The sequence below is a fragment of the Bifidobacterium sp. LH_424 genome (assembly GCF_056356895.1).
Genome location: NZ_JBKEVC010000001.1, coordinates 673,007 through 685,844, shown reverse-complemented (window position 1 = coordinate 685,844; position 12,838 = coordinate 673,007). Strand labels below are relative to the sequence as shown.

Below are 12,838 nucleotides of genomic sequence, written 5' to 3'. Positions count from 1 at the left end.
TCCGCGGGACGAGGATGACCGCGGCTACCTGCCGTTCCGGTCGTACTTCACGCGCAGTTCGGGCAGCATCACGACGAACAGGGCGGCAGCCATCACCGCGGTGACGAGGTCGGCGAGCGCCTGCGCGGCGATGACGCCGTCATAGCCGAACAGGCGCGCGCCTGCGGTCAGGGTGACGGCGAGGACGAGTCCTTGGCGGCTGATCGACAGGACGAACGCTCCCAACGCCTTGCCGGTCGACTGGAACGTGCAGGTGGTGACCATGACGATCGCCACGCATACGAGGCTCAGCAGCTGGATGCGCAGCATGCCCGCGCCGAGCGTGACGATCCGTTCGTCGGCGATGAAGAAGCGCATGAGCTGCCGGTCGAAGACGCTCAGCACGACGGTCATGACGAGGGCGAACAAGCAGAGGAACAGGTAGGCGAACCGCATGATGCCGTGCAGGCGGCGCATGTTGCGCGCCCCGTAGTTGTATCCGATGAGCGGCTGCGCGCCGAACGCGAATCCGACGAACACGAGCACGGCGATCATGACGACATTCAGGGCGATGCCCATGGCGGCGACCGTATCGGTGCCGTAGGGGAGGAGGAATAGGTTGACCATGACCAGTCCGACGCTCTGCGTGAGGTTCATGATGGCGGAGGGGATGCCGATGACGAGGATGTTGCGGATCTCGAGCGCGGTGATGTCGAGGCGGCGTTTCGCCGTGGCGGCGGCCGCGGTCGCGGTGCCGAACATGAGCCGCGGGTCGATGGACAGGTTGCGGCTGCGTTTGAGCAGGAACCAGACGAAGTACGCGTCGGTGCAGATGTTCGCGATGACGGTCGCGCCGGCGGAGCCCGCCGCTCCCCAGCCGAGCCCCTGGATGAACAGGGGGTTGAGGATCATGTTGATGACGGTGCCGACGACCGAGCCGATCATGGAGGGGACGGCGTGGCCTTCGGTGCGCAGCAGGTTCGTGGGCGTCATCGAGACGATGATGAACGGCGAGCCGATGATGATGAGCGTGTAGAACGCGGAGGCGTGCGTCCACGTGTCGTCGGTCGCGCCGAGCAGGGTGAGCATCTGCGTGCGGAAGACGAGTCCCAGCACGACGATGACCAGTCCGGTGACGATCGCGCCGTAGAAGCAGAACACGCTCAGACGGCGTCCGTCGTCATACCGTTTCCTGCCGAACAGGCGGGAGACGACGGAGGCGCCGCCGAGGCCGAAGATGTCGCCGAGCGCGATCATCACGGTGAACATGGGCGCGGTCAGGGAGACGCCGGCCACCATGCTCGTGTCTCCGGTGTGCGCCACGAAGTACGTGTCCATCATTTGATAGACGAGCGTGACGAGCATGCTCAGCACGACGGGCATCGTCAACGCGAAATACGCCTTCGGGATCGGCGCCTTCTCGAACAGTTCGCTATCCACGGATTCCTGCCTTCTCCTCTTTCCCTCGTTTTATGCCATTGCGCCCCGCGTTGTCGGGTCGGCGCGTCACCGGGAGTCTCGCAGGGTGATCCCCGCGGCGGCCATCTCCTTGCGCGCTGCGGCTCCCAGCTCCTCGCTGACCGGCACGGTCAGATCCTCGAACACGGTGACCGGGTAGCCGAGTCCCGCCGCGTCGAGCGCCGTCTCCTTGACGCAATGCGATTCGGCGATGCCGACCACGTCCACCGCTTCGACGCCGGCCGCTTTGAGCGCGTTGGCGAGCGTCAGCCCCTGCTTCTGTGCTGTCTGGACCTCGTCGCGCGACTGGATGCGATCCGTATCGTCCTCGATGCCCTCGAAACCCGAGTAGGCGGCAGCGTACTGGCCCTTCTTGAAATGATGCGCGATGCCGAGTGCGGCGATCGCCGGATGCAGGTCGGCGTTCGGCGTGCCCGCCTTGCCGTGCACCGGCCACGTGTCCACGAAATCCGGATGCTCCGACCAATGATCGCTCGGTTCGATATGCCAGTCCTGCGTGGTCGCGATATACGCGTAGTCGCCGCGATGCGCCTCCACATACGCGGCGATGCGCTTCGCGACCGCGTCGCCTCCCTCGACGCCGAGCTCGCCGCCCTCGCAGAACGTCGGCTGCACATCCACCACAATCAACGCCCTATCCGCCATGATTGACTCCTTCACTGTCGGTCTCCCCGCCTTGGACGGTGGAGCTGTCCGCATCCACTCTAATGGGCGAACCGGCCACACAGGCGCGCAGTCCATGCATGTGTCCGATTCCGGCGGATGCCGGACGTGTACGAGCATGCCCATAGGATGGTGGCCCATGTGCGAACCCGCGTGTGAGAGGACGGATGAGAGGACGCGCTGCCGCGCCGTCCTCGGCCTGCCGCTGCTGTTCTGGGGCCTGTGGCTGGCCCTGCTGATCCTATGGATGGGCAGGTTCGTCATCTCGTTCATGTCCATGTACCTCGTCAAGGACCTGCACATGGACGCGGGACTCGCCGGCACCATCGTCTCCATGTACGGGTTCGGCGGAATCTTCGGCTGCCTGTTCGGCGGCTCCCTGTCCGACCGGTTCGGCCGCCCGGCCATGATCATCTCCGGAGAGCTCGGCTCGGCGGCGATGCTCGTGCTCCTCTCGTTCATCGACGATCCGACGCTTATGGGCGCGATGCTGCTCGTCTACGGTGCGATCTCCTCCATCCCCACGCCGGCCATCGCCGCGTACATCGCCGACGTGGTGCCGATGCGCGACCAGAAACGCGCATACACGCTGCAGACGTGGGCGGTGAACTTCGGCTTCGCCACAGGACCGATCATCGCGAACCAGCTCGTCAAGATCTCGTACACGCTCATGTTCTACGCGGAGGCCGTCATCCTCGTGGTCGCCACCGGCCTGCTCGCGTTCTTCTTCCACGAGGCGCGCGTGCACACGTCGAAAACCCCGGAAGCCGGCACCGCCGGGAGCCGCCCCACAGCCGCCGACGGGAAGCGCGGCACGAACGTCTCGATGCTCGGCAACTACCGTCGCGCGCTCGCCGACTGGCCGTTCATGTCGATGGTCGTGCTCATGTTCGCCTACACGATCGCGTACTTCCAGATGACCAGCGGCCTGCCGATCGCGATGACCGGCCTCGGCATGGGCACGGACCAGTACTCCGTGCTGCTGACCATCAACGGCGCCATGCTGTGCCTGCTGCAGATTCCCGCCATCGCCGTGTTCAACCGGATGAGCAACACGCGCGTCCTCGTGCTCGGCATGCTGATGACGGCGGTCGGATACATGTTCCAGATCGGCGCGACCACATGGCACGCCTTCGCGCTCGCCACCGTCCTGTGGACGTTCGGCGAACTGGGCACGTTCCCGATCGCCGCGACCACCGTCGCGAACCTCGCGCCGGCCGAGGCGCGCGGCACCTACCAGGGTCTGTACAACCTGGTCTGGGCGTTGTCGAACGGGGCGGCGCCGCTGGTCGGCGGATGGGTCATCAGCGGGTTCGGAAGCCGTGTGCTCTGGATCTGCTGCACGGTGATGTTCCTGCTCGTCGCCGCCGGACTCCACGCCACGAAGGGCGCCCGTGAACGCGCCATCACCCGCAACCTGCGCGCCGCCGACCTCGGACGGTGAGCATCAGGCGCCGCGTTCCGAATCCTTCTGCGTCTGCGTCGCCACAATCCGGTCCGTGGCGGCCAGCCGGTCGCGAATCTCGGCGAGCAGCGCGACGGCGCGCTCCTCGGGGGAGACCTCGGGCTCCTTCGCCTTCTCGTCCTCCTCCTGCTTGAGCTTCGCCTTGACGAGCATCGCGTCGGTCATGTCACGGAACTTGTTGATCGGCACGAGGATGAAGAAGTACACGGCCACGGCGATGACGAGGAAGTTAAGCAGCGCGCCCAGGATCGCGCCGAGTGAGACGGTCGCTCCGTTGAACGTGAATGCGAGCAGGCCGCTCATGTCCGGTTTGCCGAACACCATCGCGATGAGCGGATTGATGAGACTGTCCACGATCGCGTTCACCACGGAGGTGACCGCGCTGCCCATGACCACGCCCACCGCCATGTCGATCATGTTGCCGCGTGAGATGAACTTCTTGAACCCGTCGATCATGTCCTTCTCCTTCGTGTCGTTCATAGGATCATCCACGCGATTATCCCGATTTCGGCGGACTTCGGGCAATCGTCCCCGACAATGCTCAACATGGTGATCATCGCAAACGACAGAACAATATCAACAACGTGTTGATTAGTGAAATGTCCGGATCGACGCTCCCCACGCACGTATAGTGGACGATGAAACGAACACGATGACGGGGCATCCGCCGAGGGAAGGAAGACATCATGGCTGATACGGCTGACGACAAGCAAGGCGGCGACGCGACGAATCAGCAGGCACCGGCGGCGACGCAGGCGAGATTGCCGGAACCATATGAGAAGACCACACGCCACGTCATCGACATCGACGGACGCACGCTCCATTACGCGGCGACCGTCGGCACGCTGCACATCGACACGCCCAAGGTGAAGCCGGCGGCAAGCGTCTTCTTCACCGCGTTCGCACTGCTCGGCGACGACGGGGAACCCGACGCCACCCGTCCGGTCACCTACATCTTCAACGGCGGCCCCGGATCTTCCACCACGTTCCTGCTCATGGGGTCGATCGCGCCGAAACGCATCGACGTGCCGGATGCGGCACCGGTACCCGCCGCGCCGTACCGTCTCGAAGACAACCCGTACACGCTGCTGCCGGCCTCCGACCTGGTGTTCATCGACGCTCCCGGCGCCGGATTCTCCGAAATCATCGACAAGGCGAAGCCGGAACTGTGGTCGGTGGACGGCGACGTCGCCGGGTTCAGCGCGTTCATCCGCGCCTATTCGAGCAAATGCCATCGTTGGAACTCGCCGAAGTACGTGCTCGGCGAATCGTACGGCACCACGCGCGGCGCGGCCCTCGCATACCGGCTCCAGCAGGACGGGGTCGCGTTGAACGGGATCACGCTGATCTCCAACATCCTCGACTACGCGTACACACTCGACACGTCCGACCAGTTCTACATCGGCTATTTCCCGACCTACGCATCCGTCGCCGAATATCATGGCCGCGCCGCGACGGAGACGGAATCCGCCGATCATCTGCAGGAGTCGCGCGCGTTCGCGAACGGCCCGTTGCGCCTCGCCCTCGCCGCCGGATCCTCGCTGGACGACTCGGTCAAACGCCGCGTCGCCGAGCGGTACGCCGAACTGACCGGTCTGGACGCGAAATACGTCTACGATTCCGACCTGCGCGTCGTGGACATGCGGTTCCGCAAAGAGCTGCTGCGCAACGAGGGGAAAATCGTCGGCCGTTACGACGGACGCGTGGCCGGCTACGACCTCGATCGAATGAACGACGAGGAGACGTTCGTCGTGGACGACGCGTTCCTCGACCCCGCGTATTCGAGCCTCGCCAACGCGTACCTGCGCGACGAACTCGGCTGGGACCGCACACCCGAACGCGTCGGATTCGCCGACTTCGACTGGAACGCCACCGAACCGGGCAAGGGCTGGACCTGGTGGCACAGGCAGCCGGACATGACCAAATCCTCATGGGGGCAGAACATCCCGTTCCCGAACGTCGTACCCGACCTGGCCGCCGCGATCGCCCACCAGCCCACGCTGAAGGTACTCATCGGCAACGGCGTCTACGACCTGTGCACGCCGTTCGGCCAGACCGAATACGACATCGACCATCTCGGCCTGCCGAAACCGCTGCGCGGCAACGTCGCGTTCACGTACTATCCGGCCGGTCACATGCTGTACTCGTCCAAGCCGAGCCTCGCGAAGTTCGCCGACGATCTGAAACGCTTCTACGCGACCGATGTCGCCGGACTGCAGGCCATCGACGAACGTCCCGCCTTGCCCGCGCCGGACATCCGACTGTAGGGGGCACGGCGTTCATCACCATCGGCGTCGGACCAGCGTCAGCAGACCTTCCACATCCAGTTATGTGAGACATAGGGAAGAGGGAGATGGCACCGTAATCACGGTTCCATCTCCTTTACTTATTCTTTCAGCTGGTGAGGCCTTGTGCGGGTTGTATTCGGATGGCGTTGCGCGCGGGGATGGCCGCGGCGAGGAACGCCGCGATGAGAATGACAGGGAGGAGCACGCCGATCTGCGTCCACGGCAGTCGTGTGGTGAATTGGCCGGTCATGCCGCCGATCTGTGCTTTGACACCGGCGATGCCGAGCGGCAGTCCGACGAGCAGTCCGACAATGGTGCCGATGATGGTCAGGGTCAGCGCTTCGATGGCGATTTCCGTGCGGATGACGCCGCGTCTGGTGCCGAGCGCGCGCAGCATGCTGATCTCGTTGGTTCGTTCGATGACGGACAGCGCGAGCTGGTTGGCGAGCCCGGTCAGGCTGATGATGACGGTGATGGCGAGCATCGCGTAGGAGAGCATGAGCAGCATGTTGAGCACGTTGAGGATGTCGTTGCTTTCGGCGATGCCGCCGCCGACCGTGGCGTTCGGATCGGCCACGGCCAGCCGGTTGACCTGGCCGGCGAGCTTGGCGCGGTCGATGCCGGGTCTGGCTTTGAACCAGATCATGCTTGTCTTCAATGCCGGTTCGATGGTGGCGGCGTGCGGCAGTGCGGCGAGTTGGCCGTCGGTGATGATGATCGCGAGTCTCGGCGATTCGGTGAGCTGCGAGGCGTGTGCCCTGACCGTGACGGGAACACCGGCGACGGTGAGCGTGAGTGTGTCTCCCTCCTTGATGCCGATGGTGCTCATGTAGCGCGGGTGGACGAGCGCGACCGGCACGCCGTTCTCCTCTCTGGCGCGCCACTGGTCGTCCTTGGTGAAGACTGCGGCGGCCTTGTCGGGGATGACGTCGAGTACTTGGGGTGTGGTCTTCGCTCCGTCCGGCGTGTGGTCGATGGCGATGGTGCGTATCGGGTAGGAGCCTCGCGCGTCGGTGATTTCATTGGCATGCTGCAGGACCTTGTCGAAGAGCGCATTGCCGTCCGGCGTGTAGAGGGCGGCGCTGACCGGGTAGCGGTGGTCAAGGTCGGCGTTGATGGTGGCGGTTCCGGTGGCCGCGGCCGAGGAGAGCGCGGCGATTAGGCTGATGCCGAACGCGACCGCGGTGACGGTGCCGCCCGCGCGTCGCGCGTTCGCCGTCAGACTCGATGCGGCCAGTCTGCCCGCCAATCCGCAGACGGATAAGACCGCACCGATGACGGGCATGAGCATCGCGACGAGTCCGGGCAGGGCAAGCACGAGACCGAGCGCCAAAGCAAGACCACCGGCCAACGCGATGGGCATGTGGAACCCGGCCGCACCGACCCATAGCAGCGCGACGCCGGCGATCGCGCACACTGCACCGAACACGATGCACGGAACACTGCCGTTATACGTCTTGCCATCCGCCGTCACATCGTCGTTGCCGTCTCCGGACTGCGCGGCTCCGTCCAATGCCTGGATGGGTGGGATGCGCGTGGCGTGGCGTACGGTCGTCCACGCGGTCAATACCGTGGCCAGAATGGTCAGCAGTAGCGTTCCCGCCAGCAGGAGCGGGTTGGCGGCGAACCCGCCGAACGCCTGACCCATCACCGTCATGGCCGCGTAACCGCCGCCCACGCCGATCAGGGCGCCGATGAACGTGCCGGCTATGGCGGTGATCAGCGCTTCGGACAATACCAGCGACCGGATGTTCGCGCGTCTGGCTCCGATCAGACGCAGCATGGCGATGTCCCGCGTGCGTTGCGCAATCAACGTCCGGTAGGTGCTGGAAATCACCATCATCGCGGCACACAGGGCGATGACGGCGAACACCGCCATAATCACGGTCAATTGCGTGCTGCCGCCGGCCATCATCGCCGACGCCTGACGGATCATCTCCACGCCCGTGACCGCCGTGACACCATCCACCTTGGCCGCCGTCGCAAGACGTTGGGTGACCGAATCGATGTCGGAGGGGTCGTTGAGCTTGACGAACAGCTCACCCGGCGTCATGTCACCGAAGTACGACGGATCGGCGTAGATCGCGTAGTCGGTGCCGGTCATCGGCTTGAACCGCACATCATTGATGCCGCTGACCGTCACCGCATGCTTCGTGCCGTCGGACGATTTCAACGTGACCGTGCCGCCGACCCGCACACCGAGCTTGTCGGCCGTATCCTGCGAGACGACGATCTGGTCGGCGGACCGCGGCCAGTCGCCGGACTCCAGTCCAAACCAGCGCAGGGACGGGTCGCGGGAGACGGAATACACGTTCGCCGTGCCACGCGCATCCGCGCCGTACGCGGTGACCGTGGCCGCATAATACGGGGCCGTCGCCTTCACCTTGCCGTTGACACGCGCCTCGGCAAGCACGTCCTCGGCCCACGAGGTCTTCAATGATTTCACTTCGGCGTCGCCGGGATCGATGATGACGTCCACGGGCTTCAACGGCGCTGCCGTGACCGTGGCCATGCTTGCGGTGGACGTGCCCTGGAACACGACCGTGCCCGCCAGCATCCCCGCCGACAACGCCACCGCCAACAGGACGGCGAGCAGCCGGGACGGGGAATGCCTGATTTGTGCCCACACCACCCGGATCATCGCGCACCGTCCTTTCGGGGGACGACATCCGACCACCCTCCGTCGCCTGTGGCGACACCTCCCGCCGGCGGGAGGAAAGAACCAGCGTCCTGTTCGAGCACGCGCACCACGTCGGCGGCCGTCGGATGTGCGATGTCCGCCGCGATTAGTCCGTCACGTACCACGAGCGCCCGGTCGGCGTAGGCGGCGGCGTTCGGATCATGTGTGACCATCACGATCGTCTGCCCGCGCCGCGACGCCATATCCCGCAAAATCACCAGCAACTGGCGCGACGACTTCACATCCAGAGCGCCGGTCGGCTCGTCCGCGAACACCACCGCGGGATTCCCGGCCAGCGCGCGGGCGACCGCCACGCGCTGCCGTTGCCCGCCGCTCATCTCCTGAGGCTTGTGATCAAGCCGATTCTCGATGCCCAGCTCGCGCGCGATCCCGCGTATGGCCTGACGGTCGGGCTGTCTGCCGCGCAGCGTGAACGGCAGCTCGATGTTCTGCTCCGCCGTCAGATACGGCAGCAGGTTGAAATCCTGGAAGATGAACCCGATCCGGTCGCGCCGCAGATCGGACAACGCGTCATCCGACAACGTCGAAATATCCACGCCATCGACAATCACCCGCCCCGAAGTCGGCGTATCCAAACCCGCCAGCAGATGCAATAACGTGGTCTTGCCCGACCCCGACGGGCCCACGATCGCCGTGAACCTGCCCTTCTCGAACCGGGCCGTGATGTCCGCCACCGCGACCGTCTCGGCCACGCCGGAACCGTACGTCTTGCGCACGTCAATCGCCTCGACCGCCGCCGGATGCACGGTCATGCCGCCGTCTGTTCCTGCTATGCCTGTCATGCCAGCTCCTTCCTATGTTCCACGGATGATTCGATCGCCGATGCGCCGAACCTTCCGCTCACACAACCAACTTATGGGGATGGAATCGTGCGGGGTATCATCCGGAAGAACCAATCCGCATCCGACCGGTATCGAAGTATGAATGGACCGGTACCTAGGTATGAGTTCTCTGGAACGAGGAGAGTGGGAATCATCATTGCGAATCATGTCATCGGCCAACTGATACGGGTAACGTCGTTGGTATGAAGGTTCGTGCAGAGGATACGGTCGCCTTGTTCGGCGTGCTGTTGTGCATGCTGTTCGGTGCGGCGGGCATGGGCGATTGGGCATGGGCGAGCGTGGCCGTCGCCTCCATCGTGTTCGTGCGACGGCGGTTCACCGTATTCGCCGTATCGGCGACCGTCGTCCCCGCCGCATATACGACCATCTACGGCTCGTTCACGTTGATCGGCCAGCTCATGGCGGTGGTATCCGTGTTTCTGTGCGGGACAGGTCGGGTGAGGCGTTGCCGGCTGGTCGGCTTGACGTCGTGTCTGTTGCCCGTCGTCGCGCTCGGCCTGCATCTGGCGATCGTTCGTTCCTCGGATTGGACGATGCCCGTGGCAGGACTATTCGCGGGCAGTCTGATGCTGTCCGCATGGCAGGCGGGCCGGCTCAACCGTGCCAAGGATATGCGGCTTGAGGCGGAGAAAGAACGCCGGATCATGGCCGAACGCGACAGCGACATGCGTGCGCGGCTGGCCGTATTGGAGGAACGCATGCGCATCAGCCACGAGATGCACGACATCCTCGCCCACACGCTCACCGGCATCACCGTCCAAGCCGAAAGCGGCAGAACAACCACCGCCGATTCCGCAGCGCGCACAGTGTTCGCGGACATCTCCCAAGCCTCGCGCGAAGCCGTCGCCGATTTGCGGGCCCTACTATCCGACATTACGAGAGAAGACCGTTTGCCGGAACCCACGCTCGACCAGTTCGACGCTCTCATCGCCGGATATCGGAAGCAAGGACTGATCATTGACCTGCATCAGGAGGGCGTGAAGACGTCGTGTCTGCCGACGGGACTGTCCCACGCCGTATACCGTGTGGCCGAGGAATGTCTGACCAACGCGCTGCGCTACGCACAACCTCGCTGCGTCGATCTGTCCCTGACCATCACCGGCGATGCGATTCGACTGCACTGCGAAAACCCGTATGCGTCTCTTTCTTGCGCATCGACGTCACCGAATACCACCAAATGGCGACGGCGCGGACACGGTCTTGACGGCATCCGGTGGAGGTGCGAGCAATATGACGGTCACGCCAGCATCAGCATGACGGGTGGGCTCTGTTCAATCGATGCTGTCTGGCCGCTGTCCCATCAGAGAGAACCGGTGGCGGCGGCATTGAACGAGACGGGCGACGGACACCGTCAAGAAGGACGGCGGCAATGACGGAAAACGCACACCGGATGCAGCCCATTCGCGTGATGCTGGTCGACAACCAGTCGCTGATACTCAGCGGGTTCACGCGCATCATCGACGCACAGCCCGACATGACCGTCATCGCCACGGCCGCGGACGGCGAAACCGCGATACGCACGGCCCGCCAATCCAAACCGGACGTGATCCTCATGGACGTGCGCATGCCCGGACTTGACGGCATCCAAGCTGCACGCATCATCATTCACGATCTGCCGGAAACGCGCGTCATCGGCCTGACTTCATACGACACCGACGCCTACGCCATCGGCATGCTCGATGCCGGAGCCAGCGGATTCCTCCTCAAAAACAGCAGTTCGGAACAGTTCATAGACGCCATACGTGCCGCCGCCTCGGGCAACACCGTCATGGACACCGCCACCATGAACCGTCTCAGCCAACGGCTCGCCACCGGTTCCGTCCAGACGCAGTCGGCGATGACGACATTCGCAGACAACGGTGAGACGCCAGTCGGAAGGAACGACGACGATCTTCCCGATTTCACCAGCCGGGAACATGACATCCTCGCCCGCATCGTCCAAGGCGACTCCAACGAGCAGATCGCCGCGAGCCTGGGCATCAGCGTATCCACCGTCAAAACCCACATCGGCAGCATCCTCAGGAAAACCGGCCAAACCAACCGCGTCCGCCTCATCGTCTGGGCTGCGCGGCACCTTCGTGGAATGTGAAAAAAGAGAACCCCCAGTGCATCACGGCTGAGTCGAAGACCGTCCGGAGAGGCCCATTGGGGGAATTCGTGATGCATGATAGTAAGCCATAGTCCGATAGTCAATGCGGCGGAGGTTCAGGGTTGGGTTCGCTTGTTCACTGTATTGGTTGCTTTTTCTCTGCTCTTCCTCGTACTGATAGTGGAATCTCATCGTTGTTTTCGCATGTCGACTGCGGTGTCTGATATGTCCGATATTGCCGAAATGTCTGATCTGGAGTAGGCTGAGTGTAAGGCTTCAGGAAAGGACTCGCCATGACCACATTCGAGGCAATCCCCATTTCCCAGATCGGCAAAGGATCCGCATACATCACTACGGGCGACGGCAAGGCATACCCGTTGGATGCGGAGGAGCTGCGTCGCGCGTTCGCGGCCATCGTGCACGGCGATTCTGCCGAGATGATCACCACCGGTGAGGCCGCTCAGATTCTCGGCGTATCGGCGAAGACCGTCGCTCGCATACTTGACGCTGGAGAGATTCCGTTCGTGCGCTACGGCGCGAAAGGCAACCGTATGGTTTCCCGAGCGCAGGTCGTCGCCTACCACGACAAGTCGGGATCCCACGGCCATGAGGCATTGGAGACCATGCGCGAGGCCGCTAGCCAAGGTGGATTGGACGACATCGACTACTCGGCCTATCTGGCTCGTTACAGCTGAAACGAGAGGGATTTGAGTTGGTGGTCGCTTTTCTCGATGCGAACATCTTCCCGCACACCTGGCTGACGGATGTGCTGCTCACGTTTGCCGACCATCACTTGTTCGACCCCGAATACTCCGACGACGTGCTTGAAGAAGCCCGCCGGGCGTTCGTCGACGACCTCGGCAAAGATTCTGCTTGGGTCGACCGCTATCTGTCCGCCATCCGCAATGTCAAGCCGTATTATCTTGTCTCTCCCATTCCGGAACTGACCGGTGAGGTCGTGTTGCCGGACGCTGATGATCGGCATGTGGCGGCCGCCGCCTATAACGGCGATGCGGACGTGATTGTCACCTTCAATCTGAAGGACTTCCCCGCGAACCAACTCGCCAAGATCGGATTATCCGCCCGCCACCCCGACGAGTTTCTGATCGGCGTCGCCGAGGCGTATCCCGAACGCGCGGTCAAGGCCATGACCGAACTGGTCGCATCGAAAAAGCATCCGCCGCGCACCATGCAGGAAGAACTGGAACGGCTCGAACATTCCGGCATGCCGGGATTCGCCCGTATCATGCGCAGGTTGATGAGTGGGCAACCCGCTTAATTCAGGATTCGACTTCTATGTCACATGCCAACGCTTCGTTCCGCCATGAATGG

At 63.6% G+C, this 12,838-nt stretch carries 11 protein-coding genes; 6 read left to right on the top strand and 5 right to left on the bottom strand.

The window, feature by feature from the left end:
* Nucleotides 1–24 precede the first annotated feature (24 nt).
* Together AC1AYP_RS02935 and AC1AYP_RS02930 are read right to left on the bottom strand one after the other, a co-directional pair.
* A complete protein-coding gene (locus tag AC1AYP_RS02935; protein WP_476546687.1) occupies nt 25–1,419 on the bottom strand; it encodes an MATE family efflux transporter in 1,395 nt (464 codons plus the stop codon).
* 66 nt (nt 1,420–1,485) lie between these two features.
* Nucleotides 1,486–2,103 (bottom strand): isochorismatase family protein, encoded by a 618-nt coding sequence (locus AC1AYP_RS02930; protein WP_476546686.1) that lies wholly within the window; start codon nt 2,101–2,103, stop codon nt 1,486–1,488.
* A gap of 157 nt (nt 2,104–2,260) precedes the next feature.
* On the opposite strand from AC1AYP_RS02930, the gene AC1AYP_RS02925 reads away from it, so the two are divergent.
* Complete coding sequence (locus tag AC1AYP_RS02925; protein WP_476546685.1) at nt 2,261–3,565, top strand: MDR family MFS transporter; 1,305 nt, start codon at nt 2,261–2,263, stop codon at nt 3,563–3,565.
* 3 nt (nt 3,566–3,568) lie between these two features.
* Here AC1AYP_RS02925 and mscL read toward each other — a convergent pair whose 3' ends face one another.
* A complete protein-coding gene (gene mscL / locus AC1AYP_RS02920) occupies nt 3,569–4,042 on the bottom strand; it encodes a large conductance mechanosensitive channel protein MscL (RefSeq protein ID WP_476546737.1) in 474 nt (157 codons plus the stop codon).
* Between the two features lie 230 nt (nt 4,043–4,272).
* Here mscL and AC1AYP_RS02915 point away from each other — a divergent pair, with 230 nt between their 5' ends.
* Complete coding sequence (locus tag AC1AYP_RS02915) at nt 4,273–5,853, top strand: S10 family peptidase (RefSeq protein ID WP_476501636.1); 1,581 nt, start codon at nt 4,273–4,275, stop codon at nt 5,851–5,853.
* A gap of 127 nt (nt 5,854–5,980) precedes the next feature.
* On the opposite strand, the gene AC1AYP_RS02910 is transcribed toward AC1AYP_RS02915, so the two are convergent.
* Complete coding sequence (locus AC1AYP_RS02910) at nt 5,981–8,515, bottom strand: FtsX-like permease family protein (protein ID WP_476546684.1); 2,535 nt, start codon at nt 8,513–8,515, stop codon at nt 5,981–5,983.
* The gene (locus tag AC1AYP_RS02905; RefSeq protein WP_476546683.1) at nt 8,512–9,327 is read right to left on the bottom strand and encodes an ABC transporter ATP-binding protein; all 816 of its coding nucleotides are present in this window, start codon (nt 9,325–9,327) and stop codon (nt 8,512–8,514) included. Before AC1AYP_RS02905 ends, AC1AYP_RS02910 begins: the two co-directional genes overlap by 4 nt.
* A gap of 272 nt (nt 9,328–9,599) precedes the next feature.
* Here AC1AYP_RS02905 and AC1AYP_RS02900 point away from each other — a divergent pair, with 272 nt between their 5' ends.
* The 4 genes from AC1AYP_RS02900 to AC1AYP_RS02885 all read left to right on the top strand — a co-directional run bounded on the left by AC1AYP_RS02900 (nt 9,600) and on the right by AC1AYP_RS02885 (nt 12,785).
* Nucleotides 9,600–10,790 carry a sensor histidine kinase gene (locus AC1AYP_RS02900; protein WP_476501639.1) on the top strand — a complete coding sequence of 397 codons (1,191 nt, stop codon included), beginning with the start codon at nt 9,600–9,602 and terminating at the stop codon, nt 10,788–10,790.
* Nucleotides 10,787–11,506 carry a response regulator gene (locus tag AC1AYP_RS02895; protein WP_476545070.1) on the top strand — a complete coding sequence of 240 codons (720 nt, stop codon included), beginning with the start codon at nt 10,787–10,789 and terminating at the stop codon, nt 11,504–11,506. The genes AC1AYP_RS02900 and AC1AYP_RS02895 overlap by 4 nt, the downstream gene beginning before the upstream one ends.
* Before the next feature lie 293 nt (nt 11,507–11,799).
* Nucleotides 11,800–12,201 (top strand): helix-turn-helix domain-containing protein, encoded by a 402-nt coding sequence (locus AC1AYP_RS02890; protein WP_476501640.1) that lies wholly within the window; start codon nt 11,800–11,802, stop codon nt 12,199–12,201.
* 20 nt (nt 12,202–12,221) lie between these two features.
* Entirely contained in the window at nt 12,222–12,785 is a 564-nt protein-coding gene (locus AC1AYP_RS02885) for a VapC50 family PIN domain-containing toxin (protein ID WP_476501641.1), read from the top strand.
* The last annotated feature ends 53 nt before the right edge of the window (nt 12,786–12,838 follow it).

Excerpts from the sequence above, each read along its gene's own strand:
- AC1AYP_RS02915 (WP_476501636.1), top strand. The coding sequence starts at position 4,273 with ATGGCTGATACGGCTGACGACAAGCAAGGCGGCGACGCGACGAATCAG.
- AC1AYP_RS02890 (WP_476501640.1), top strand. The coding sequence starts at position 11,800 with ATGACCACATTCGAGGCAATCCCCATTTCCCAGATCGGCAAAGGATCC.
- AC1AYP_RS02925 (WP_476546685.1), top strand. The coding sequence starts at position 2,261 with ATGTGCGAACCCGCGTGTGAGAGGACGGATGAGAGGACGCGCTGCCGC.
- AC1AYP_RS02895 (WP_476545070.1), top strand. The coding sequence starts at position 10,787 with ATGACGGAAAACGCACACCGGATGCAGCCCATTCGCGTGATGCTGGTC.
- AC1AYP_RS02910 (WP_476546684.1), bottom strand. The coding sequence starts at position 8,515 with ATGATCCGGGTGGTGTGGGCACAAATCAGGCATTCCCCGTCCCGGCTG.
- AC1AYP_RS02905 (WP_476546683.1), bottom strand. The coding sequence starts at position 9,327 with ATGACCGTGCATCCGGCGGCGGTCGAGGCGATTGACGTGCGCAAGACG.
- mscL (WP_476546737.1), bottom strand. The coding sequence starts at position 4,042 with ATGATCGACGGGTTCAAGAAGTTCATCTCACGCGGCAACATGATCGAC.
- AC1AYP_RS02930 (WP_476546686.1), bottom strand. The coding sequence starts at position 2,103 with ATGGCGGATAGGGCGTTGATTGTGGTGGATGTGCAGCCGACGTTCTGC.
- AC1AYP_RS02900 (WP_476501639.1), top strand. The coding sequence starts at position 9,600 with ATGAAGGTTCGTGCAGAGGATACGGTCGCCTTGTTCGGCGTGCTGTTG.